The sequence below is a fragment of the Pseudomonas wayambapalatensis genome (assembly GCF_049942315.1).
In the GTDB taxonomy this organism is placed as follows: domain Bacteria; phylum Pseudomonadota; class Gammaproteobacteria; order Pseudomonadales; family Pseudomonadaceae; genus Aquipseudomonas; species Aquipseudomonas wayambapalatensis.
Genome location: NZ_JBNFMU010000114.1, coordinates 18,020 through 40,836, shown reverse-complemented (window position 1 = coordinate 40,836; position 22,817 = coordinate 18,020). Strand labels below are relative to the sequence as shown.

The following is a 22,817-nucleotide window of genomic DNA, read 5'->3' as shown; positions in this document are numbered from 1 at the left end:
CCCAGAAGCCGGTGAACAGCGCGGCAATGGCCAGAACAACCACCAGGTTGAGACCGAATTTGCGTGATGACATAGGTGATTCAGTTTCCGAGGAAGGGAGCGGGAAGCGAGCGCCGTGGATCCCGCTCTGTTGTCGTCCAGATCTGCTTGTTTGATAAGACATTAAAGCAGGATTGGTAGGCTGTTTCCTAATGAACGCGCGCTGCGCGAAGAGGAGCATCATGTCGACAAGCCCTCACCGGCGTGTCCGCATGGCATATAATGCGCGCCGGTTTTTTCGGGGTATGAACATGAGCACAGAAGATCCACGCTTTGCCGGTGTCGCCCGGCTGTACGGCGATGACGGCCTGCAACGTCTGCGCCAGGCCCACGTGGCGGTCGTCGGCATTGGCGGTGTGGGTTCCTGGGTGGCAGAAGCCCTGGCGCGCAGTGGCGTGGGCGAAATCAGCCTGTTCGATCTGGACGATGTCTGCGTCAGCAACACCAATCGCCAGGCCCATGCGCTGGAGGGGCAGGTGGGGCGCTCGAAGGTCGAGGTCATGGCCGAGCGCCTGCGCGCGATCAATCCGGCCTGCACCGTGCATGCGGTAGCTGACTTCGTCACCCGTGACACCATGCTCGAATACATCACCGAGTCGCTGGATTGTGTGATCGATTGCATCGACAGCGTGCAGGCCAAGGCCGCGCTGATCGCCTGGTGCCGGCGGCGCAAGATTGCGATTGTCACCACCGGGGGGGCGGGCGGACAGATCGATCCGACCCAGATCCAGATTGGCGACCTCAACAAGACCTTCAACGACCCACTGGCGTCGCGGGTACGTTCCACCTTGCGCCGGGACTACAACTTCTCGCGCAATGTCAGCCGCAATTATGGTGTGCCTTGCGTGTTCTCCAGCGAACAACTGCGCTACCCCAAGGGGGATGGCAGTGTGTGCCTGCAGAAGAGTTTCGTGGGAGAAGGCGTGCGCCTGGATTGTTCGGGGGGCTTCGGCGCGGTGATGATGGTGACCGCGACCTTCGGCATGGTGGCCGTGAGCAAGGCCGTGGAGAAGCTGGTGGCTGGCGCGCGGCGGCCGTCGGAGCGGGTCAAGGCGCAATAAGCGCCAAGCAGGCGCTTTCGACTCAAGGGCTGGTTACCAACTCCGCCATCTGTAGCAACACCGCATGCAGCCCATTGCTGCGTGAGGGCGAAAGCTGTCGCTCCAGTCCAAGTTGCGTAAACCACTCGCGCAGGTCCAGCCCGGCCAGATCGTCGCTGCCCAGCCCCTGCACCCGCACCAGCAGCAACGCCAGCAGGCCGCGCAGCAGCCGGGCATCGCTGGTTGCCTTGAAGCGCCACTGTCCGTCGACCTGCACAGCCACCAGCCAGACCAGGCTTTCACAGCCATGCACGCGGTTGGCGTCGGTCTTGTCAGACTCGTCCAGTGGCTCCAGGCGATCACCCATCTGCATCAACAGGCGCGCACGCTGCTCCCAGCCTTTTGCCTGGGTGAAGGTGTCCAGCGCCTGCTGGGCTGCTTCGGGCAGGCTCACCGCAGCAGCTCCAGACCCTGGTCGAGCGCATCGAAGAAGCGCTGCAGGTCGTCGCTGTCGTTGTACAGCCCCAGCGAAACGCGGATCGCGCCTTCCAGCCCAAGCCCCTTGAGCAATGGCATGGCGCAATGGTGCCCGGCGCGCACTGCGATCCCTTGTTCGGTCAGCAGGTGGGCGATATCGGCGTTGTGCACGCCGTCGATGACGAAGCTGGCCAGTGCGCTCTGTGGGGTGCCGAGGATGCGCACGCCTTCGCGGTCGGCCAGGCCGCGCACCAGGTGCTGGTGCAGGCTGGTTTCGTGGGCCGCCACGGCCGCAGGATCGAGGCTGGCGAGGTAGTCGAGGGTCGCGCCCAGGCCGATCACGCTGGCGATCGGCGGCGTACCCGCCTCGAAGCCCAGTGGCGCGGGACGAAAGCTTGACTCATGGTAGTCGGCCAGTTGCACCATCTCACCGCCGAACTGCCAGTGTCGCAGCCGTGCCAAGGCCTCTGTGCGGCCATAGAGCGCGCCAACCCCGTCCGGGCCATACAACTTGTGGCTGGAAAACACGTAGAAATCGCAGCCCAATTGCTGCACGTCGTGGCGGCCATGAACCACGCCCTGGGCGCCATCGACCACGCTCAAAGCGCCTTGGGCGCGGGCATGAGCAAGCAGCGCAGGCAATGGCTGCCAGGTGCCGAGCACGTTGGACAACTGGCTCAGCGCGACCAGGCGTGTGCGCGGCCCGATCAGTTGCAAGGCGTGCTCGAGGTCGATCCGGCCATGCTCGTCCAGCGGCAGCACCACCAGACGCAGATTGCGGCGCTGCGCCAATTGTTGCCAGGGCAGCAGGTTGGCGTGGTGCTCCAGTGCGCTGACGGCGATTTCGTCGCCGGCTTCGAAGCCATGCTCCAGACCGTAGGCCAGCAGGTTGAGCGCCGAGGTGGCGCCGTGGGTGAAGATGATCTGCCGGGAGTCAACGGCGTTGAGCCAGGTGGCAACCTTGTCGCGGCTGGTCTCGAATGCCTGGGTCGCCAGCGCACCGGGCAGGTGCTGGGCGCGGTGCACATTGGCTGCACCATGGCTGTAGTAGTGGCTCAGGGCGTCAAGCAGGGCCTGGGGTTTCTGCGTTGTGGCGGCGCTGTCCAGGTAGGTCTGACGCTGCCGTTGCAGGGCGGTGATGGCGGGAAAGTCGGCACGCCAGGGGGAGGGCTGGAACATGATCGCGGGGCCTGGAATGAAAATCGGGTCTGGCTTAGTGCCAGACCCGATCTTAACATCTCAAGCACCGAGCGTCCGCTGATCGCGGGCAAGCCCGCTCTTGCAGCGGCTTGCAAAGTGCTCAGTTGTGCGCGTGCAGCGCCTCGTTCAGCTCGATGGCCGACTTGTGGGTCTTGCACTCCACCGCACCGTTGAGCGAGTTGCGGCGGAACAGCAGGTCGGTCTGGCCGGCCAGGTCACGGGCCTTGACCACCTTGACCAGCTCATTGTGCTCGTCGAGCAGGTTCACCTTGGTGCCAGCGGTGATGTACAGGCCGGCTTCGACGGTGTTGCGGTCGCCCAGGGGGATACCGATACCGGCGTTGGCGCCGATCAGGCACCCTTCACCAACCTTGATGACGATGTTGCCGCCACCGGACAGGGTGCCCATGGTCGAGCAGCCGCCGCCCAGGTCCGAGCCCTTGCCGACGAACACGCCGGCCGAGACGCGGCCTTCGATCATGCCCGGGCCTTCGGTGCCAGCGTTAAAGTTGACGAAGCCTTCGTGCATGATGGTGGTGCCTTCGCCGATGTAGGCGCCCAGGCGCACACGGGCGGTGTCGGCGATACGCACGCCGCTCGGGACCACGTAGTCGGTCATCTTCGGGAACTTGTCCACCGAGAACACTTCCAGCAGCTCGCCCTTCAGGCGTGCTTCCAGTTGCTGCTCGGCCAGTTCGGCCAGGTCGATGGCGCCCTGGTTGGTCCAGGCCACGTTCGGCAGCAGTGGGAAGATGCCGGCCAGGGAAACACCGTGCGGCTTGACCAGGCGGTGCGACAGCAGGTGCAGCTTGAGGTAGGCCTCGGGGGTGGAGGTCAGCGCACCGTCTTCGGCGAGCAGGGTGGCGACCAGTGGCTTGTGGCTTTCGGCCAGGCGGGTCAGCAGTGCGTGCTGGATGGCATCCACGCCCTTGACCGCGTCGGCGAGCTGGGCGGCCTGGGCCGGGCTGAAGGCGATCGCCTGGTTGCCGCCTTCGTAGCCGAGGATCGGGGTGATGGCCGCGACCAGCTCGCTGGACGGGTTGAGCAGGGGCTGAGCGTAGAAGACTTCCAGCCAGGTGCCCTGGCGGTTCTGGGTGCCGACACCGAAGGCCAGGCTGAACAGAGTGGTGGACATGCGGTTACCTCGTACTGAAATGGATTGACAACGGGCGGCTCACTGCAGGGCGGCCGCGTACAGATCCGGTTTGAAACCCACCAGGGTCTTGTCGCCGAGGTCGAGGACCGGGCGCTTGATCATCGACGGCTGGGCGAGCATCAGCTCGACGGCCTTGGCCTGGTCAAGGTCGGCCTTTTGCGCGTCGTCGAGCTTGCGGAATGTGGTGCCGGCGCGGTTGAGGATCTTTTCCCAACCGTGTTCGTCGCACCAGCGGTTCAGGCTGTCACGGTCGATGCCCTGGGTCTTGTAGTCGTGGAAGTCGTAGCCGATGGCTTTTTCCTCGAGCCAGGTACGCGCTTTCTTCATCGTGTCGCAGGCCTTGATGCCGTAGAGAATGTAAGCCATTGAACGTCAAGGGTCGTCGGAGCTTTCCGGGCCGACCCCGCAACTCCTCGAAAATTGGGGTGGGCAGGATTATGCGGTAACTCTCGGCACGGCGCCACGGCTGTGGCGCCGGCTTCTGACCGACGAGTTTTCAGCCTTTGTCGAGCAACTGCCCGGACTTGATGAAATTCACCCCGGCGTGCTGCATCTTGCTCATTGCATTTTCCAGCGAGCCGTCTTTGTCGATGGCGCGGCAGGCGTCCAGCACTACATAGGTGGTGAAGCGTTCGCGCCGTGCGTGCAGGGCAGTCCAGGCCACGCAGAAATCCAGGGCAAGGCCCACCACGTAGACGCTGGTGACCGCTTTTTCACGCAGGTAGCCGGCGAGGCCGGTGGTGGTCTTCTGGTCGGCTTCAAAGAAGGCCGAGTAGCTGTCTACCAGCGGGTTGCCGCCCTTGCGCACGATCAACTGGGCGTGGGGCAGGTCTACCTTGGGGTGGAATTCCGCACCCTGGCTGCCCTGCACGCAGTGATCCGGCCAAAGCACCTGGGGGCCGTAGGGCAGTTCGATGATGTCGTAGGGGTTCTTGCCGGGATGGCTGGAAGCGAAGGAGATATGTCCGGCGGGATGCCAGTCCTGGGCCTGGACCACAGTGCGGAAATTCACGGCGATCTGGTTGACCAGCGGCACGATCTCGTCGCCGCGGGGCACCTCCAGGGCGCCGCCGGGGGTGAAGTCATTCTGGATATCGATCACGAGCAGCGCGCGATCGGGGCTATCTTTGCTGATTGTGTGGTTGCTCGGTGCAGTACTCATCGAAAGGCCTTCCTTGTTGTGACGATGGTGGGGTTATAACAGCGGTTTCTGAATCAGCTGTTTGTGTAGCATGGTGTTACATCTTCTCCGGCGACTTGCGACTTAGGTGCAGCAGTTCGTTGGCGGCTTGGCTCGTTACTATATGTGTCCAGTTACCGACGGCGTTGTCCAAGGCGACCAGAACCGCTTTTGAATCGAAAAGGGAAACACGCCACATGCAGTCAGCTTATACCGTTCTTATCCTGCTGATGCTGGTCAGTGTCTCCAAGCTGGTGGGGCGGATGATCCCGCTGCCCCTGCCACTGGTGCAGATCGGCGCTGGAGCGCTGCTGGCCTGGCCAACACTCGGCCTGCACGTGGCCCTGGATCCCGAGTTGTTCCTGTTCCTGTTCCTGCCACCGTTGCTGTTCGCCGATGGCTGGCGTATCCCCAAGCGCGAGCTATGGCGCATTCGTGGCCCGGTGGTGGCCTTGGCCGTGGGGCTGGTGCTGTTCACCGTGGTGGGAGCGGGGTACTTCATCCACTGGATCCTGCCAAGCATTCCACTGCCGGTAGCGTTCGCCCTGGCTGCGGTGCTCTCGCCCACTGATGCGGTGGCAGTTTCGGCGATTACCCAGGATCGCCTGCCAACACCCTTGATGCACATGCTCCAGGGCGAAGCGCTGATGAACGATGCTTCGGGCCTGGTGACGTTCAAGTTCGCATTGGCGGCAGCCATTACCGGGGTGTTTTCGTTGACCGATGCCAGCCTGACGTTCGTGCTGGTGGCCATCGGCGGGCTTGCGGTCGGGGTGGGACTGAGCTGGTTGGTGGGGCGCCTGCGTGCCTGGATGATCGCTCGGGGCTGGGACGATCCGGCGACGCATGTGGTGTTCATGCTGCTGTTGCCCTTTGCCGCCTACGTGCTGGCCGAACGGCTCGGTGTCTCGGGCATTCTCTCGGCGGTGGCGGCAGGGATGATGCAGAGCTGGCTCGACCTGTTGCCGCGCCAGACCAGTACGCGCCTGCTCAATCGCAGCGTCTGGTCGCTGCTGGAGTTCGCCTTCAATGGCCTGATCTTCCTGCTGCTGGGCTTGCAACTGCCCGACATCATCAAGGCAGTGGTCAGCCATGAAACGTCGTTGTGGCCGACCCTGGCCTGGCGCTGCCTCGATGTGGTGGCGATCTTCGTGGCGTTGGTGCTGCTGCGGTTCGTCTGGGTACAAAGCGTGTGGCGCGCTATCGGCGTGGTGCGCCGCTGGCGCGGTAAGTCGGCGCTGGTGCTGATGCCCAGCGCACGTTCGTGCTGGCTGTTGACCCTGGGCGGCGTGCGCGGGGCCGTGACCTTGGCGGGTGTGATGTCGGTGCCCTTGCTGATCGGGGCCGGCCAGGCGTTCCCGGAGCGTGATCTGCTGATCTTCATTGCCGCCGGGGTGATCCTGCTGTCGCTGATCAGTGCCTGCATCGCCCTGCCGATGCTGTTGCGCGGGGTGACCAAGAGCCCGGACGAACGCCTGCATCAGGAAGTACAGGAAGCCTGGAGACGCACCGCGGAAGCCGCTATCCATGCACTGGAGGCCGAGGAGGTCATCGATGCCAATGCCCCGCAGGATGCCGCCCAGGCGACGCTGGCGACCGAGTTGAAGGCGCGCCTGATGGCGGAATACCGGGATGAGCTGGACAGTTACAACGACAGCGCCGAAGCGCGTGCGCTGGCCGAGCAGATGGATCTTCTGGAGCGCCGTTTGCGCTTGCGTGCATTGCGCGCACAGCGGCTGGAGCTGTACAGCCTGCATCGCCAGCACCTGGTGGGGGATGAAGTAGTGCGCCAGGTGCTGGGTGAACTGGACATGAGCGAGGCGAACCTGGGGCAGGTTCGTTAGCGTCAGTCGTGTGGGTAGGCCAGGCGCATCATCTCGAGGTCTTTCGCACTGAGCTCCGTATTCTGGACTACCTCGGATCCATCCAAGGTCATCCAGGCCGCAATCGGGTAATGCATTATAGAGAGCGGATCGTACTGGGTTTTGATCAGTTCGTTGTCGGGCCGTTTGTTCAGGTAAGTCTCCCTGATGTCTTGCTCTGACCAGTCATCCGATTGCTTGGCAGCTTCGAATAGAGCCGGCTCGTTCCAGGGGATGGTGGCATCGGGGTGTAGCTGTTCATGTTCGAATCCTAGTGCATGGCCGAACTCGTGTAACACGGTGGATTTGAATGATTCATCCCCCGGTATGACATTCAGCGACATGGTGTAGTCTTCACTAGCCAGTGCATCGGTGCCGATGTCTGATTCGTTGTGCTCTGCATGTTCGCCTGTGAGGATCCTGATCTGGGCATGTTTGTCATCATCTTCTGACAGATCAAGCTCCAGGTTGGCGCCGGAAAGATCCACCCACTGGCAAGCCAGTTCGAAGATCGACATCTTGAGCTTTCTGTCCGGAGCACCGAGAGACGAGATCCACAAAGTACGACCGGGTGCCCATAGTCGGCCGGTCTCGATCAGTCCGCGCTTTTTTCGACCGCCGTTGCTCTGGCCCCTGTTGCGGGGGTTCTCGGTAACGGCCAGATCATGGGAGAGCTGCTGATCGATGCGGTGGCGAGTACGGAGTGAGGCGAGTGTATACATCGGAGAGTTCCTGGTGTGGTTGGAACTCAGGATGATCTGCGACCGATCAAGCTACGTGGCATTACATAAGTCTGTGCGGTGACACGCGTTCAGGCATCCCAGCGCCCGAGTGCCGTTAGATAGTTACCTAGGGGCTGACATCGACGCCAGCCCCAAGGGGAGAGGCATTTCAGCGCCCTGCGAGGAACCCGCGAATCCGCTCGGCCGCCTCGATGCACTCGGCCAGAGGCGCAACCAGCGCCATGCGCACGCGTCCTGCGCCCGGATTGACGCCATCCACTTCACGCGACAGATACGAGCCCGGCACAACGGTCACGTGCTCGGCTTCGAACAGGTCACGGGTAAAATCAGCGTCGCTGCCCGGCACCTTGGCCCACAGATAGAAGCTGCCATCCGGGCGTTGCACGTCCATCACCGGTTGCAGGATCTCGAGCACGGCATCGTACTTGGCGCGGTACTGGTCGCGGTTTGCGCGCACATGGGCTTCGTCCTGCCAGGCGGCGACGCTGGCCAGTTGCGTCTGCACCGGCATGGCGCAACCGTGGTAGGTGCGGTACAGCAGGAATGGCTTGATGATCTCGGCATCGCCAGCGACGAAGCCCGAACGCAGACCCGGCAGGTTGGAGCGCTTGGACAGGCTGTGGAACACCACGCAGCGTTTGAAGTCGTTGCGGCCGAGCTCGGCGCAGGCGCTCAGCAGGCCTGGTGGTGGAGCGTCTTCGTCGAAGTACAGCTCGCTGTAGCACTCGTCGGCGGCAATCACGAAATCGTGCTCGTCGGCCAGGGCGATCAGCTTTTTCAGGGTGTCCATCGGCACCAGTGCGCCGGTGGGGTTGCCGGGGGAGCACAGGAACAGGATCTGGCATCGCTTCCAGATCTCGACCGGCACCGCGTCGAAATCAGGGTTGAAGCCGTTGTTTTCCAGGCAGGGCAGGTAGTGCGGAGTAGCTCCGGCCAGCAGCGCCGCGCCTTCGTAGATCTGGTAGAACGGGTTGGGGCTGACCACCAGGCCGTCGTCGGCGCGGTTGACCACCGTTTGCGTGAAGGCGAACAGCGCTTCACGGGTGCCATTGACCGGCAGGACATGCTGTTCGGCATCGAGCCAGCCAGCGGGCACGCCAAAACGGCGCTCGCACCATTGGACGATGGCCTGGCGCAGGGCCGGCAGGCCGAGGGTGCTGGGGTAGACCGCCAGTTTATCGAGGTTGTCGGCCAGGGCCTTGGCGACGAACGCCGGGGATTCATGCTTCGGCTCACCGATCGACAGGGCAATGGCGCGTTTGTCCGCGGCAGGTTTCACGCCGCCGAGCAGGGCGCGGAGCTTCTCGAAGGGATAGGGCTGAAGCTGGGTCAAGGCATGGTTCATCGGCGCAAGGTCTCGTAATCGTCAGAAGGTCACGCGGGTAGGGCTGATATCGCTGGACTGGCCGGCCTGCAACTGTTCGACGATGGCTTCCTGCAGGCGGCTGCACAGTTGCGGGTCGGAGAGCGGCTGGTTGTCGGCGTCGGTGATGAAGAACACGTCTTCCACGCGCTCGCCGAGGGTGGCGATCTTGGCGTTCTGCAGCGACAGGTCGAACTCCAGGAAGATCCGCCCCAGGCGCGCCAGCAGGCCGGGCCGGTCGGGTGCGGTGATTTCGAGGATGGTCACCGGGCGCTGGGCATCGTTGAGGATGGTCACCTGCGGCGCGAAGTTGAAGTGCTTGAGCTGGCGCGGCACGCGCCGCTGGATGATGGTCGGGTAATCCTCGGGATTGCGCAGTGCCTCGGTCAGCCCTTCGCGGATCTGCTTGACCCGCTGCGGGTTGTCGCCGATCGAGCCGCCGTCGTTGTCGAGCACGATGTAGGTGTCGAGGGTGAACTGGCTGCTGGAGGTGATGATGCGGGCGTCGTGGATGTTCAGGTTGAGCTGCGACATCGCCGCCACGGTCACGGCGAAGAAGTCGTGCTGGTCGGGCGCGTAGATGAAGATCTGCGTGCCGCCTTCGAACTCGCGCTGGGTGGTTTCCTTGATCAGCACCAGCGGGCCGCCATCGGCCGGCTGCTGGAGAATCGCATCGCTGTGCCAGGCCACATCGGCGGCGGTGTGCTTGAGGAAATAGTCGTCGCCCAGCTGCGACCAGAGTTGCTCCACATCGTCCGGGTCTGTGCCTTCGCGCACGAGGATGTCCAGCGCGGCGCTTTGTGTCTGGCGGATCTGCTCCTCGCGGTCCAGCGGGTTCTCAAGGCCCCGGCGCAGCGCGCGCTTGGCCTCGGTGTAGAGCTGGCGCAGCAGGCTGGCGCGCCAGGAGTTCCACAGGCTGGGGTTGGTGGCGTTGATGTCGGCCACGGTCAGCACGTAGAGGTAGTCCAGGCGGGTTTCGTCGCCGACGAACAGGGCGAAATCGTTGATCACCTGCGGGTCGGAGAGGTCCTTGCGCTGGGCGGTGGTGGACATCACCAGGTGGCTCTGCACCAGCCAGGCAATCAGCCGCGAGTCCCAGGCCGGTAGCTGATGGCGCTCGCAGAACGCCTGAGCATCCACCGCACCGAGCTCGGAGTGATCGCCCTGGCGACCCTTGCCGATGTCGTGATAAAGGCCGGCGAGGTAGATCAGCTCAGGCTTGGGCAGGCGTCCCATGAGCTTGCTGGCCAGCGGGAATTTCTCCGACACCGGGGTGTACTGCAGTTTGCGCAGGTGCTTTATGAGGTTGAGCGTGTGCGCATCGACCGTATAGATGTGGAACAGGTCATGCTGCATCTGTCCGACGATCAGGCCGAATTCCGGCAGGTAGCGACCGAGGATGCCATAGCGGTTCATGCGCCGCAGGTTGCGGTGGATGCCGATCTCGCACTTGAACAGCTCGATGAACAGGCTGGTGTTGCGGATATCGTTGCGGAACTTGTCGTCGATCAGGTGCCGATGTTCACGCAGAAGGCGCACGGTGTCGGCGCGTACGCCCTTGATCTCCGGATGCTGGGCCATCAGCACGAAGATCTCCAGCATGGCGAACGGGGTGCGTTTGAAGACGTTCGGGTTGACCGCCTCTATATAGCCGTCATGCAGGCGAAAGCGCGAGTTCAGCGGCTGGGTGCTGCCATTGTCGTCGGCGAGGATCACTTCCTCGAAGTGCTGGATGATCAGGTCGCAGAGCTGGCTGATGCTCATCACCACCCGGTAGTACTGCTGCATGAACTGCTCGATGGCGCGCTTGGGGTTCTCGTCGCTGTAACCGAGCAGCGCCGCGATACTGCGCTGGTGGTCGAACAGCAGGCGGTCTTCGGCGCGTCCGGCGAGCATGTGCAGGGCGTAGCGCACGCGCCAGAGGAAGGCCTGCGACGAAGCCAGCAGGTCGTTCTCGCTTTCCAGCAGAAAACCTTCGCCAGCCAGCGCGTGCAGGTTGAGGGTGCCGTACTGGCGCCGGGCAACCCAGAGCACCGTCTGGATGTCGCGCAGGCCACCTGGCGAACCCTTGACGTTGGGCTCCAGGTTGTACTCGGTGTCGTTGTACTTGTGGTGCCGTGCCTTGAGCTCGGCACGCTTGGCCAGGAAGAACTCCTTGCTGGGCCACATGTGCGCGGTGCTGGTGACTTCCAGCATGCGCTCGCGCAGCGTCTCGGGGCCGGCGACGGTGCGGCTTTCCATCAGGTTGGTGATCACTGTTAGGTCGGCGCGCGCCTGCTCGGCGCATTCCTCGACGGTGCGCACGCTCTGACCGACTTCCAGGCCGATGTCCCACAGCAGTGTCAGGAAGCGCTCGATGGCGTCGCGATACTGCTCGTGTTCCGCCTGGTCGAGCAGGATCAGCAGGTCGATGTCCGACCAGGGGTGCAGCTCGCCGCGGCCGTAGCCGCCGACCGCGACCAGGGCGATGCCGTCCGGATTGCCCCAGTCGAACTGGTTCCAGGCCTGTTGCAGGATATTGTCGACGAACCAGGCGCGGTCCTCGATCAGGCGGCGGATCTCGACGCCTTCGCGAAAGCGTCTGTCGAAGACTTCTGCGGCCTGGCGCAGAGCCTTCTTGAAGGCGGGAATGGGGCTTGCCTTGAGCGCCAGTTCCGCCTGGAACTGGCCACGGTCGAACAGCTCTGGATCCACCTGGGGCATCGAGTCGCCTTCCTGAGTTGAATTACGCCGAGGTACGGGGAATGGTGTCGTCTTTGCGCAGGGTGAAGATTTCATAGCCCGTGGCGGTGACCACCAGCGTATGTTCCCACTGTGCCGAGAGCTTGCGATCCTTGGTGATGGCGGTCCAGCCATCGCCCAGCACCTTGGTGTCGGCCTTGCCCTGGTTGATCATCGGCTCGATGGTGAAGGTCATGCCTTCTTTCAGTTCCATGCCGGTGCCGGCCCTGCCGTAGTGCAGGATCTGCGGTTCTTCATGGAACACCTTGCCGATGCCATGGCCGCAGAACTCGCGAACCACCGAGAAACCGTTCTTTTCCGCGTGCTTCTGGATCACTTCGCCGATGTCGCCCAGGCGGCAGCCCGGCTTGATGAGCTCGATGGCCTTGTACAGGCACTCTTGGGTGACCTTGGACAGGCGCTCGGCCCAGGGCGCGACGGTGCCGACATGGAACATGCGGCTGGTGTCGCCGTGGTAGCCATCCTTGATCACCGTCACGTCGATGTTGATGGTGTCGCCATCCTTGAGCGGCTTTTCGTTGGGGATGCCGTGGCAGACCACATGGTTGATCGAGGTGCAGATCGACTTGGGGAAGCCCTTGTAGTTGAGCGGCGCCGGGATCGCCTGCTGGACGTTGACGATGTAGTCGTGGCACAGGCGGTCGAGTTCCTCGGTGGTCACGCCAGGCTTGACGTGCTCTTCGATCATTTCGAGGACTTCGGCGGCCAGGCGGCCGGCGATGCGCATCTTCTCGATGTCTTCTGCGGTCTTGATGGTGACGGTCATTACAGGCTCTCTACGGCGCCGGGCGGCGCACAACAAACGGGAAAGGCCGGATTCTAACAGAGCAGGGCGGCGTTCTGTGGGGAGAAAACCGCGGATCCGGTGGTCTATGGAGGGCATTCTGGCGCGATTGCCGGGCTGCTGCAAAAGCCACTGACGGATGAAGCACCTTGCGGGTTCCGTTCGTCTTCTGTCTGTGGTATAAAATGCGCCGCTTTCGGGGAGGTCCCCGTCAGCTCAAACCCACACACGTGTCGACACGATGGCCTGGGTGCCCGGGATCTTCGGATCCATGGGTTGGTCATTGGGATACGTGGAGGCCCAACCCGACTTATCAAGGAACTATCATGTCCCAAGTCAACATGCGCGATATGCTGAAGGCCGGTGTGCACTTCGGCCACCAGACCCGTTACTGGAACCCGAAAATGGGCAAGTACATTTTCGGCGCGCGCAACAAGATCCACATTATCAACCTGGAAAAAACCCTGCCGATGTTCAACGACGCTCTGTCGTTCGTAGAGCGCCTGGCCCAGGGCAAGAACAAGATCCTGTTCGTCGGCACCAAGCGTTCCGCTGGCAAACTGGTCGCCGAGCAAGCTGCTCGTTGCGGTTCGCCATACGTTGATCACCGCTGGTTGGGCGGCATGCTGACCAACTACAAGACCATCCGTGCTTCGATCAAGCGTCTGCGCGACCTGGAAACCCAGGCCGAAGATGGCACCTTCGCCAAGCTGACCAAGAAAGAAGCCCTGATGCGCTCGCGCGACCTGGAAAAACTGGATCGCAGCCTGGGTGGTATCAAGGACATGGGCGGTCTGCCTGATGCACTGTTCGTCATCGACGTCGATCACGAGCGCATTGCAATCACCGAAGCCAACAAGCTGGGCATCCCGGTCATCGGCGTTGTCGATACCAACAGCAGCCCGGAAGGCGTTGACTTCGTGATCCCAGGCAACGACGACGCAATCCGCGCCATCGAGCTGTACATGACTTCGATGGCTGACGCCGTCATCCGCGGTCGCAACAACGTTGCCGGCGGTACCGAAGTCTACGCTGAAGAAGCGGCGGCACCAGCTGCTGAGTAATTGACGCCTGGCGTCTACTTGGCACGCGAAAAGGGGGCTTGGCCCCCTTTTTGCCACCTGAAATCCTCCTGTCAGCAAGCACGCCGCATCATGCGTGGCGCTGGTGTGAAGACAGCGGATTTCCAGAATTGAACGCCCGTGATGAACGGGTGGAATGGTTGAAAAACTTTCCAAGAGGATTTTGAAATGGCAGCAATTACTGCAGCGCTGGTCAAAGAACTGCGCGAGCGTACCGGCGAAGGCATGATGGATTGCAAAAAGGCCCTGGAAAAGGCCGGCGGCGACATCGAGAAAGCCATTGACGACATGCGTGCCTCGGGCGCCATCAAGGCCGCCAAGAAGGCTGGCAACGTTGCCGCTGAAGGTGCTATCGCCGTCAAGACCGACGGTAAGGTCGCCGTTCTGCTGGAAGTGAACTCGCAGACCGACTTCCTGGCCCTGCAAGACGACTTCAAGACTTTCGTTGCCGAAAGCCTGGAAGAAGCCTTCGCCCAGAAGCTGACCGACGCCGCTCCGCTGATCGCTTCGCGTGAAGCCGCTCGTGAAGCCCTGGTCGCCAAGTGCGGCGAGAACGTCAACATCCGTCGTCTGGCTCGCGTCGAAGGCGACGTGGTCGGTGCCTACCTGCACGGCAACAAGATCGGCGCTGCCGTCGTTCTGAAAGGCGGTGACGTAGAGCTGGCCAAAAACATCGCCATGCACGTTGCAGCTTCGAACCCTGAGTTCCTGGATTCGTCGGAAATCTCCGCCGAGGCCATCGAGCGCGAGAAGGGCGTCTTCCTGCAGCTGAACGCCGACAAGATCGCTGGCAAGCCGGAAAACATCGTTGAGAACATGATCAACGGCCGTATCACCAAGTTCAAGGCAGAAGCCTCGCTGAAAGAGCAGGCCTTCGTCATGAACCCGGAAGTCAAGGTCGGCGATCTGGCCAAGAAAGCCGGTGCTGAAATCGTTTCCTTCACCTACTTCAAAGTTGGCGAAGGCATCGAGAAGCCGGTTGACGACTTCGCTGCCGAAGTTGCCGCCCAGGTCGCTGCCGCCAAGCAGTAAGACGGACTCGTCTGTCGCCCCGAAGAGGCTGCCCGCTCACGCGCGCAGCCTCTTTGTCAAAGCGCGCAAGGGTTTATCTGGCCCTGTGCGCTGGCACTGAAGCAGTGCCACGCTACAGTTAGCAGGCTGCACACAGCCCGCACGGAATTTTCTAAAAGTACGCCGCAGGAGAGACTCGCAATGGCTCAGCAGGTGAGTGGTCGCCAACCTCGCTATAAACGCATTTTGCTCAAACTTAGCGGCGAGGCCCTGATGGGCTCGGAAGACTTCGGGATCGACCCGAAGGTGCTGGACCGCATGGCCCTGGAAGTTGGCCAGCTGGTCGGTATCGGTGTCCAGGTCGGCCTGGTGATCGGTGGTGGTAACCTGTTCCGCGGCGCCGCGCTCAGTGCAGCCGGCATGGACCGCGTCACGGGCGACCACATGGGCATGCTGGCCACTGTAATGAACGCACTGGCCATGCGCGATGCGCTGGAGCGCTCGAACATCCCGGCACTGGTCATGTCTGCCATCTCCATGGTCGGCGTCACCGATCATTACGATCGTCGCAAAGCTATTCGCCACCTCAACTCCGGGGATGTGGTAATTTTCTCCGCCGGTACCGGCAATCCGTTCTTCACCACCGACTCCGCAGCCTGCCTGCGTGCCATCGAAATCGATGCCGACGTGGTGCTGAAGGCGACCAAGGTCGATGGTGTGTACACTGCCGACCCATTCAAGGATCCGCATGCCGAGAAGTTCGACCACCTCACCTACGACGAGGTGCTGGATCGCAAGCTCGGTGTCATGGACCTGACCGCAATCTGCCTGTGCCGCGACCACAAGATGCCATTGCGGGTATTCAACATGAACAAGCCTGGCGCCCTGCTGAACATCGTGGTGGGTGGCGCTGAAGGTACTTTGATCGAGGAAGGCGAAGCATGATCAACGACATCAAGAAAGACGCGCAGGAGCGCATGGGCAAGTCCCTCGAGGCGTTGGCCCGCAACCTGGCAGCGATCCGCACCGGTCGCGCCCACCCAAGCATCCTGGATGGCGTCAAGGTTCCGGCCTGGGGTAGCGAGATGCCGCTGAACCAGGTGGCCGCGATCACCGTCGAGGACGCCCGCACCCTCAAGATCGTCGCCCACGACAAGAACCTCAGCGCCGCGATCGAGAAGGCCATCCTGACCTCCGACCTGGGCCTGAACCCGTCGAGCGCCGGTACCACCATTCGCGTGCCGATGCCGGCCCTGACCGAAGAAACCCGCAAGGGCTACACCAAGCAGGCCAGCGGCGTTGCCGAGGATGCCAAGGTTGCCGTGCGCAACGTGCGTCGCGACGCATTGGCCGACCTGAAGAAGCTGACCAAGGACAAGGAAATCAGCGAAGACGAAGAGCGTCGTGCAGCTGACGAGATCCAGAAGCTGACCGACAAGTTCGTGGCAGACGTCGATGCTGCGTTCAAAGCCAAGGAAAAGGACCTGATGGCCGTCTGAGGCCAGGACTTTTTCATGGAAAAGACCAAGCAGGCGGCACCCTCGTCGGTGCCGCGTCACGTCGCTATCATCATGGACGGCAACAACCGCTGGGCGAAAAAGCGCCTGCTGCCTGGCGTTGCCGGGCACAAGGCCGGCGTCGATGCGGTGCGTGCGGTGATCGAAGTCTGTGCCGAGGCCAAGGTCGAAGTGCTCACGCTCTTCGCCTTCTCCAGCGAGAACTGGCAGCGTCCGGCCGATGAGGTGGGTGCGTTGATGGAGCTGTTCTTCTCGGCCTTGCGCCGCGAGGCTAAGCGCCTGAACGACAACAACATCTGCCTGCGCATCATCGGTGACCGCTCGCGCTTCCATCCGGAGCTACAGGCCGCGATGCGAGAAGCCGAAGCGCTGACCGCCGGCAACGATCGTTTCATCCTGCAGATCGCTGCCAACTATGGCGGTCAGTGGGATATCGCCCAGGCTGCCCAGCGCCTGGCGCGCGAAGTCCAGGCCGGCCATCTGCGCCCGGACGATATCACGCCCGGTCTGCTGCAGACCTGCCTTGCCACGGGTGACCTGCCGTTGCCCGACCTGTGCATTCGCACCGGCGGCGAACACCGCATCAGCAACTTCCTGTTGTGGCAGTTGGCCTACGCCGAGCTGTATTTCTCCGACCTGTACTGGCCGGACTTCAAACACGAGGCCATGCGTAATGCACTGGCCGATTTCGCTTCGCGCCAACGCCGCTTCGGTAAGACCAGCGAGCAGGTCGAGGCTGGAGCTCGTGCTTAATGCTTAAACAACGCATCATTACCGCGCTGATCCTGTTGCCGATCGCGCTGGGCGGTTTCTTCCTGCTCAACGGCGCGGATTTCGCCCTGTTCATCGGTTTCGTGGTGACCCTTGGTGCCTGGGAATGGGCGCGTCTGGCCGGGTTGATGGCCCAGCCATTGCGCATCGCCTATGCCGCCGTGGTCGCTGGAGCGCTGATGGTGCTCTACCTCATGCCGGACCTTGCGCCCTGGGTGCTGGGGGCGTCGGTGATCTGGTGGGGCCTGGCGACTTGGCTGGTGCTCACCTACCCACGCAGCGGTGAGTTGTGGAGCAGTGCCGCCTGCCGTCTGCTGATCGGTCTGCTGGTGCTGTTACCCGCCTGGCAAGGCCTGTTGCTGCTCAAGCATTGGCCATTGGGCAATGGCTTGATCCTGGCCGTGATGGTGCTGGTCTGGGCTGCCGACATCGGTGCATATTTCTCTGGTCGTGCCTTTGGCAAGCGCAAGCTGGCGCCGCACGTCAGCCCCGGCAAGAGCTGGGAGGGTGTGTATGGCGGCATGGCCGTGAGCCTGTTGATCACCCTGGTGGTCGGGGTCGTGCGCGACTGGGGGTTGGGGCAGTTGCTGCTCGGCCTGGTCGGCGCGGTGATCGTGGTCATGTCGTCGGTGGTTGGCGACCTGACCGAAAGCATGTTCAAGCGTCGCGAAGGCATCAAGGACAGCAGTAACCTGCTGCCTGGTCATGGCGGCGTGCTGGATCGTATCGACAGCCTGACCGCGGCGATCCCGATGTTCGCCGTGCTGCTCTGGGCGGCCGAATGGGGGGTGATGTGAGTCATCCGCAGCGGATTACCGTGCTCGGTGCGACCGGGTCGATCGGCCTGAGTACGCTGGATGTGATTGCCCGTCACCCCGAGCGCTACCAGGTGTTTGCCCTTAGCGGCTATTCGCGCCTGGATGAATTGCTGGCCCTGTGCCTGCGCCATCGTCCGGCGTATGCGGTGGTGCCGGACGCCGACTCGGTCGCCCGCCTGCGTGAAGGGCTGGCGGCGGCGGGCAGCGCCACCGAAGTGCTGGAAGGCGAGGCAGGTCTCTGCCAGGTTGCGTCTGCCTGCGAGGTGGACACCGTGATGGCTGCCATCGTCGGCGCTGCCGGTCTGCGTCCGACCTTGGCGGCGGTGCAGGCCGGCAAGAAGGTGCTGCTGGCCAACAAGGAGGCGCTGGTGATGTCCGGCGCGCTGTTTATGGAGGCAGTGCGCACCAGTGGTGCAGTGCTGCTGCCGATCGACAGCGAGCACAATGCCATCTTCCAGTGCTTGCCCGGCGACTATGCCCGTGGCCTGGCGCACGTTGGTGTGCGTCGTATCCTGCTGACGGCGTCTGGTGGGCCCTTCCGTGAAACCGCGGCGCAGGCGCTGATGGACGTCACGCCGGAGCAGGCCTGTGCTCATCCGAACTGGTCGATGGGGCGCAAGATTTCGGTCGACTCGGCAAGCATGATGAATAAGGGGCTCGAGCTGATCGAGGCCTGCTGGCTGTTTGATGCTGCGCCAGCCAAGGTCGAGGTGGTGGTACACCCGCAAAGTGTGATCCATTCGCTGGTCGACTATGTGGATGGTTCGGTGTTGGCGCAGTTGGGCAACCCGGACATGCGGACACCGATCGCCAACGCTCTGGCATGGCCTGAGCGGATCGATTCCGGTGTCGCGCCGCTGGACCTGTTCGCGGTCGCCCGTCTGGATTTCCAGGCGCCCGACGAGCAGCGATTCCCCTGCCTGCGCCTGGCGCGAGAAGCTGCCGAAGCGGGCAACAGTGCGCCTGCCGTGCTCAACGCCGCCAACGAAGTGGCGGTCGAGGCATTTCTCCAGCGGCGTATCCGCTTCCCGGAAATCGCGGGTATGATCGAACAGGTGCTCGAGCAGGAGCCGGTAGTGCCGTTGCCTTCGCTGGATGCGGTGTTCGCCGCCGACCAGCGAGCCCGGGAGCTGTCCCGGGAGTGGTTGAGGCGCCACGGCCGCTGATTTCCCGTCGGCCCCAGGCCTGGCTGAACGTCATTCGGAGATGGATATGACTGCGCTCTACATGATTATCGGCACCCTGGTGGCTCTGGGTGTACTGGTCACCTTTCACGAATTCGGCCACTTCTGGGTGGCACGCAAGTGCGGAGTGAAAGTCCTGCGCTTCTCGGTGGGGTTCGGCACGCCGTTGGTGCGCTGGCACGACCGCCATGGCACCGAGTTTGTCGTCGCAGCGATTCCGCTGGGCGGCTACGTCAAGATGCTCGATGAGCGCGAAGGCGATGTGCCGCCCGCGCTTGTTGATCAATCCTTCAATCGCAAATCGGTTGGACAGCGTATTGCTATCGTTGCCGCCGGTCCGATTGCCAACTTCCTGCTCGCCATCCTGTTCTTCTGGGTGGTCGCCATGCTCGGCAGCCAGCAGGTGCGTCCGGTCATCGGAGCGGTCGAGTCGGGCAGCCTGGCGGCATCTGCAGGCCTTGTGGCAGGCCAGGAAATTGTTTCGATCGATGGCAAGCCGACCAGTGGCTGGTCGGCGGTCAATCTGCAACTGGTGCGTCGCCTGGGCGAGAGCGGCAGCTTGCGGGTGGGCGTGCGCGACGACGGCGCCACGCTGGAGCGTCAGCATGAAATCCGCCTGAATCAATGGCTCAAGGGTGCCGATGAGCCTGACCCGATCCAGTCCCTGGGGCTGCGCCCCTGGCGGCCGGCGGTAAGTCCGGTGCTCGCCGAAATCGATCCCAAGGGCCCGGCCGCTGCTGCCGGGCTGAAGACCGGCGATAGACTCCTGGCACTCGATGGTGTCGCACTGGGTGACTGGCAGCAGGTGGTGGACACTGTTCGGGCGCGCCCCGAGGCGAAGGTGCTACTGCGTATCGAGCGTGATGGCGCGCAGCTGGAACTGCCGGTGACGCTGGCGCGCAAAGGGGAAGGGCAGGCGTCCGGAGGTTATCTGGGGGCTGGGGTCAAAGGCGCCGAGTGGCCTGCGAACATGCTTCGAGAAGTCAGCTACGGGCCGCTGGAGGCGGTCGGCGAGGGGCTCTCGCGCACTTGGAACATGAGTGTCCTGACCCTTGAATCGCTGAAGAAAATGCTGTTCGGGGAGCTCTCGGTAAAAAACTTGAGCGGACCGATAACCATTGCTAAAGTGGCGGGCGCTTCAGCCCAGTCGGGCGTTGGGGATTTCCTGAATTTCCTGGCCTACCTGAGCATAAGCCTGGGGGTTCTGAACCTGCTGCCCATCCCGGTACTGGATGGGGGGCATTTGCTGTTCTACCTGATCGAGTGGGCGCGCGGTCGTCCGCTCTCGGATCGGGTGCAAGGTTGGGGGGTCCAGATCGGTATCAGTTTGGTCATTGGGGTGATGTTGCTCGCCCTGATCAACGATCTGGGTCGACTTTAACGCTTCGCTCTATTGCGAACCTGCCGCCGTGCTGCGGTGGCGGGTTGTTTATTGCCAGTTGGAATAAAAGGACTTCATGAAACGTCTGCTGCTAACTGCGGTCCTCTCCGCACTGATGATCGCTGAAGTTCACGCCGAGTCCTTCACCATCTCCGATATTCGTGTCAACGGCCTGCAGCGGGTTTCCGCCGGCAGCGTGTTCGGCGCGTTGCCGTTGAACGTAGGCGACCAGGTCGATGACCGCCGCCTGGTGGAGTCGACTCGCTCGCTGTTCAAGACCGGTTTCTTCCAGGACATCCAGCTGGATCGCGACGGCAATGTCCTGATCATCAACGTGGTCGAACGCCCATCGGTGTCGAGCATCGAGATCGAGGGCAACAAGGCGATCAGTACCGAAGACCTGATGAAGGGCCTGAAGCAGTCCGGCCTGGCCGAGGGCGAGATCTTCCAGCGCGCCACGCTCGAGGGCGTGCGTAACGAGCTGCAGCGCCAGTACGTGGCCCAGGGCCGCTACTCGGCCGAGGTCGATGCCGAGGTCGTGCCGCAGCCACGCAACCGTGTCGGCCTGAAGATCAAGATCAACGAAGGTACCGTCGCGGCGATCCAGCACATCAACGTGGTGGGCAACACCGTGTTCAGCGACGAAGACCTCTCCCAGCTCTTCGAACTGAAAACCACCAACTGGCTGTCGTTCTTCAAGAACGACGACAAGTACGCACGTGAAAAACTCTCCGGTGACCTGGAGCGTCTGCGTTCCTATTACCTGGACCGCGGCTACATCAACATGGACATCGCGTCCACCCAGGTATCGATTACCCCGGACAAGAAGCACGTCTACATTACTGTCAACGTCAACGAAGGCGAGAAGTACACCGTTCGTGACGTGAAACTCTCCGGTGACCTGAAAGTGCCGGAAGACCAGGTCAAGTCGCTGTTGCTGGTGCAGCCAGGCCAGGTCTTCTCGCGCAAGGTGATGACCACCACCTCCGACCTGATCACCCGTCGACTGGGTAACGAAGGCTATACCTTCGCCAACGTCAACGGCGTGCCGCAACCTAACGACCAGGATCACACCGTCGACATCATGTTCGTCGTCGATCCGGGCAAGCGTGCCTACGTCAACCGCATCAACTACCGCGGCAACACCAAGACCGAAGACGAGGTGCTGCGTCGCGAGATGCGTCAGATGGAAGGTGGGTGGGCATCCACTTATCTCATCGACCAGTCCAAGACCCGCCTCGAGCGCCTGGGCTTCTTCAAGGAAGTCAACGTCGAGACGCCGCCGGTGCCAGGCACCGACGACCAGGTCGACGTCAACTATGCGGTCGAGGAGCAGGCTTCCGGTTCGATCACCGCCAGCGTCGGTTTCGCCCAGAGCGCGGGCCTGATCCTGGGTGGTTCGATCAGCCAGAGCAACTTCCTGGGTACCGGTAACAAGGTGTCCATCGGCCTGACCCGAAGCGAATACCAGACCCGATACAACTTCGGCTTCGTCGACCCCTACTTCACTGCCGATGGCGTGAGCCTGGGCTACAACGCCTTCTACCGCAGCACCAACTACGACGACCTTGACGTCGATGTGGCGAGCTATGCAGTAGACAGCCTCGGTGCCGGCGTCAGCCTGGGTTACCCGATCAGCGAGACCTCACGCCTGACCTACGGCCTGACCGTGCAGCAAGACAAGATCAAGACCGGCCGCTACACCGTCGACGAGATCTTCAAGTTCCTCGACAAGGAAGGCGACAACTTCCTGAACTTCAAGGCGTCGATCGGCTGGTCCGAATCGACCCTGAACAAGGGCGTGCTGGCCACCCGTGGTCACTCGCAAAGCCTGACCCTGGAAACCACCGTACCGGGCAGCGACCTGTCGTTCTACAAGCTCGACTACCGCGGCCAGCTGTTCAAGCCACTGAGCAATGACTACACCCTGCGCCTGCACACTGAACTGGGCTATGGTGATGGTTTCGGCGGTACCTCGGGCCTGCCGTTCTACGAGAACTATTATGCGGGTGGCTTCAACTCTGTCCGCGGCTTCAAGGACAGCAGCCTGGGCCCGCGCAGTACGCCGAGCCAGGGCACCAATCCGGGTACCATTCGTGACCCGGACCAGGACCCGCTGCCGTTCGGTGGTAACGTCCTCGTGCAGGGTGGTGTCGAGCTGCTGTTCCCGCTGCCGTTCGTCAAGGACCAGCGTTCGCTGCGTACCTCGGTCTTCTGGGATGTGGGTAACGTGTTCGACACCAACTGCGGCTCCAAGCCTGACTGCGCGAAGGTCGGTTTCTCCGACATGGCCAGCTCCGTCGGCCTGGGCGTGACCTGGATTACCGCGCTGGGCCCGTTGAGCTTCAGCCTGGCGATGCCGATCAAGAAGCCGGACGACGCCGACACCCAGGTGTTCCAATTCTCTCTGGGCCAGACTTTCTAAGCTTGGCCCTTGCTTAACGACAACGGTTTATCCAGGAGTGCA

The 22,817-nt window shown here is 62.5% G+C and carries 21 protein-coding genes; 11 read left to right on the top strand and 10 right to left on the bottom strand.

The features are described 5' to 3' along the window. The coding region (locus ACPZMI_RS06045; RefSeq protein WP_426351865.1) for a hypothetical protein at nucleotides 1–223 on the bottom strand (223 nt) is incomplete at its 3' end. A gap of 67 nt (nucleotides 224–290) precedes the next feature. Between ACPZMI_RS06045 and tcdA the strand changes: the two genes are divergently transcribed. Then, nucleotides 291–1,100: a tRNA cyclic N6-threonylcarbamoyladenosine(37) synthase TcdA gene (gene tcdA, locus ACPZMI_RS06040; protein WP_426351864.1), complete on the top strand. Its 810-nt coding sequence runs from the start codon at nucleotides 291–293 to the stop codon at nucleotides 1,098–1,100. Between the two features lie 22 nt (nucleotides 1,101–1,122). Here the strand turns inward: tcdA and ACPZMI_RS06035 are convergent, their stop codons facing one another. The 5 genes from ACPZMI_RS06035 to pncA form a co-directional block, all read right to left on the bottom strand. Further along, nucleotides 1,123–1,533, bottom strand: a complete 411-nt coding sequence (locus ACPZMI_RS06035) for a SufE family protein (RefSeq protein WP_186667247.1) — start codon at nucleotides 1,531–1,533, stop codon at nucleotides 1,123–1,125. Further along, a complete protein-coding gene (locus ACPZMI_RS06030) occupies nucleotides 1,530–2,735 on the bottom strand; it encodes a cysteine desulfurase (RefSeq protein ID WP_186718844.1) in 1,206 nt (401 codons plus the stop codon). Before ACPZMI_RS06030 ends, ACPZMI_RS06035 begins: the two co-directional genes overlap by 4 nt. A 121-nt stretch (nucleotides 2,736–2,856) precedes the next feature. Next, nucleotides 2,857–3,891, bottom strand: a complete 1,035-nt coding sequence (gene dapD / locus ACPZMI_RS06025) for a 2,3,4,5-tetrahydropyridine-2,6-dicarboxylate N-succinyltransferase (RefSeq protein WP_186709269.1) — start codon at nucleotides 3,889–3,891, stop codon at nucleotides 2,857–2,859. A gap of 39 nt (nucleotides 3,892–3,930) precedes the next feature. After that, nucleotides 3,931–4,278, bottom strand: a complete 348-nt coding sequence (locus ACPZMI_RS06020) for an ArsC family reductase (RefSeq protein ID WP_426351863.1) — start codon at nucleotides 4,276–4,278, stop codon at nucleotides 3,931–3,933. Between the two features lie 130 nt (nucleotides 4,279–4,408). Further along, nucleotides 4,409–5,074, bottom strand: coding sequence for a bifunctional nicotinamidase/pyrazinamidase (gene pncA / locus ACPZMI_RS06015; RefSeq protein WP_426351862.1), 666 nt, complete (start codon nucleotides 5,072–5,074; stop codon nucleotides 4,409–4,411). Nucleotides 5,075–5,289: 215 nt separating this feature from the next. Here pncA and ACPZMI_RS06010 point away from each other — a divergent pair, with 215 nt between their 5' ends. After that, entirely contained in the window at nucleotides 5,290–6,936 is a 1,647-nt protein-coding gene (locus ACPZMI_RS06010) for a Na+/H+ antiporter (RefSeq protein WP_426351861.1), read from the top strand. A gap of 2 nt (nucleotides 6,937–6,938) precedes the next feature. On the opposite strand, the gene ACPZMI_RS06005 is transcribed toward ACPZMI_RS06010, so the two are convergent. The 4 genes from ACPZMI_RS06005 to map all read right to left on the bottom strand — a co-directional run bounded on the left by ACPZMI_RS06005 (nucleotide 6,939) and on the right by map (nucleotide 12,568). Then, nucleotides 6,939–7,676: a M12 family metallopeptidase gene (locus tag ACPZMI_RS06005; RefSeq protein ID WP_426351860.1), complete on the bottom strand. Its 738-nt coding sequence runs from the start codon at nucleotides 7,674–7,676 to the stop codon at nucleotides 6,939–6,941. A 169-nt stretch (nucleotides 7,677–7,845) separates the two neighbouring features. Continuing rightward, nucleotides 7,846–9,042 carry a succinyldiaminopimelate transaminase gene (gene dapC / locus ACPZMI_RS06000; protein WP_426351859.1) on the bottom strand — a complete coding sequence of 399 codons (1,197 nt, stop codon included), beginning with the start codon at nucleotides 9,040–9,042 and terminating at the stop codon, nucleotides 7,846–7,848. A 21-nt stretch (nucleotides 9,043–9,063) separates the two neighbouring features. Next, entirely contained in the window at nucleotides 9,064–11,763 is a 2,700-nt protein-coding gene (locus tag ACPZMI_RS05995; RefSeq protein WP_426351858.1) for a [protein-PII] uridylyltransferase, read from the bottom strand. 22 nt (nucleotides 11,764–11,785) lie between these two features. After that, nucleotides 11,786–12,568: a type I methionyl aminopeptidase gene (gene map / locus ACPZMI_RS05990; protein WP_186667238.1), complete on the bottom strand. Its 783-nt coding sequence runs from the start codon at nucleotides 12,566–12,568 to the stop codon at nucleotides 11,786–11,788. A 344-nt stretch (nucleotides 12,569–12,912) separates the two neighbouring features. On the opposite strand from map, the gene rpsB reads away from it, so the two are divergent. The 9 genes from rpsB (at nucleotide 12,913) to bamA (ending at nucleotide 22,775) form a co-directional block, all read left to right on the top strand. Further along, nucleotides 12,913–13,650, top strand: coding sequence for a 30S ribosomal protein S2 (rpsB, locus tag ACPZMI_RS05985; protein WP_054891081.1), 738 nt, complete (start codon nucleotides 12,913–12,915; stop codon nucleotides 13,648–13,650). A gap of 186 nt (nucleotides 13,651–13,836) precedes the next feature. Further along, nucleotides 13,837–14,700 (top strand): translation elongation factor Ts, encoded by an 864-nt coding sequence (gene tsf / locus ACPZMI_RS05980; protein WP_186667237.1) that lies wholly within the window; start codon nucleotides 13,837–13,839, stop codon nucleotides 14,698–14,700. Nucleotides 14,701–14,880: 180 nt separating this feature from the next. Continuing rightward, the gene (pyrH, locus tag ACPZMI_RS05975) at nucleotides 14,881–15,624 is read left to right on the top strand and encodes a UMP kinase (RefSeq protein WP_023381972.1); all 744 of its coding nucleotides are present in this window, start codon (nucleotides 14,881–14,883) and stop codon (nucleotides 15,622–15,624) included. Beyond that, nucleotides 15,621–16,178, top strand: coding sequence for a ribosome recycling factor (gene frr, locus ACPZMI_RS05970; protein ID WP_186667236.1), 558 nt, complete (start codon nucleotides 15,621–15,623; stop codon nucleotides 16,176–16,178). The genes pyrH and frr overlap by 4 nt, the downstream gene beginning before the upstream one ends. A gap of 15 nt (nucleotides 16,179–16,193) precedes the next feature. Further along, nucleotides 16,194–16,949: a polyprenyl diphosphate synthase gene (gene uppS / locus ACPZMI_RS05965; protein WP_186667235.1), complete on the top strand. Its 756-nt coding sequence runs from the start codon at nucleotides 16,194–16,196 to the stop codon at nucleotides 16,947–16,949. Further along, nucleotides 16,949–17,764 carry a phosphatidate cytidylyltransferase gene (locus tag ACPZMI_RS05960; protein ID WP_426351857.1) on the top strand — a complete coding sequence of 272 codons (816 nt, stop codon included), beginning with the start codon at nucleotides 16,949–16,951 and terminating at the stop codon, nucleotides 17,762–17,764. The genes uppS and ACPZMI_RS05960 overlap by 1 nt, the downstream gene beginning before the upstream one ends. Next, a complete protein-coding gene (gene ispC, locus ACPZMI_RS05955) occupies nucleotides 17,761–18,951 on the top strand; it encodes a 1-deoxy-D-xylulose-5-phosphate reductoisomerase (protein ID WP_426351856.1) in 1,191 nt (396 codons plus the stop codon). The genes ACPZMI_RS05960 and ispC overlap by 4 nt, the downstream gene beginning before the upstream one ends. A gap of 46 nt (nucleotides 18,952–18,997) precedes the next feature. Next, entirely contained in the window at nucleotides 18,998–20,350 is a 1,353-nt protein-coding gene (gene rseP / locus ACPZMI_RS05950) for an RIP metalloprotease RseP (RefSeq protein ID WP_186667233.1), read from the top strand. 76 nt (nucleotides 20,351–20,426) lie between these two features. Further along, nucleotides 20,427–22,775, top strand: a complete 2,349-nt coding sequence (bamA, locus tag ACPZMI_RS05945; RefSeq protein ID WP_151925105.1) for an outer membrane protein assembly factor BamA — start codon at nucleotides 20,427–20,429, stop codon at nucleotides 22,773–22,775. Nucleotides 22,776–22,817 lie beyond the last annotated feature (42 nt).